This window comes from Niastella populi (assembly GCF_002078015.1).
GTDB lineage: Bacteria > Bacteroidota > Bacteroidia > Chitinophagales > Chitinophagaceae > Niastella > Niastella populi.
Genome location: NZ_LWBP01000153.1, coordinates 1 through 463 on the forward strand (window position 1 = coordinate 1; position 463 = coordinate 463).

Below are 463 nucleotides of genomic sequence, written 5' to 3' on the forward strand. Positions count from 1 at the left end.
AATTGGTAGCAGAAGCTCGTTTATTCTTGAACCTAAACTATCGATAATGTCCTGAGTAAAACGCTTTGATTTAATTTGTCGTTGAACTGGTTCTGAGGACAAAATCGCTAGAAGAAGATATGGAGAAATTCTTTCTGGCTTCAGTATTCTTATTTTATATAAATGGCTTTGATAAACAATTTTAGTATCATATTTAGAAACAATTGCACAGGTGCCAATTAAATAGGTCCCATCCTTAACCATTAGAATATCATTTTCTCTAACATCTTGCTTGTTTTGCAACTGCTTGAATATATCTTCACTGATACCGTGTTTTGGGTCAATTTTAATCTCCCAACTCGAAATATCTGATGTTCTTACAAAGGGAATACTTCCTGTACCATAAGCGAGCTTCCCTACTTCATCTCCGGTTTTAACTTGAATAACACCTTCGGATACAAGATTGCCAAATTTTACAATCTCA

Annotated in this window: 1 protein-coding gene; it reads right to left on the minus strand. The window is 34.3% G+C overall.

Annotated elements, in window-relative coordinates:
• Positions 1 to 463, minus strand: a 463-nt coding sequence (locus tag A4R26_RS34965) for a restriction endonuclease subunit S domain-containing protein (protein ID WP_207625747.1), incomplete at both ends; no start/stop codon positions are given.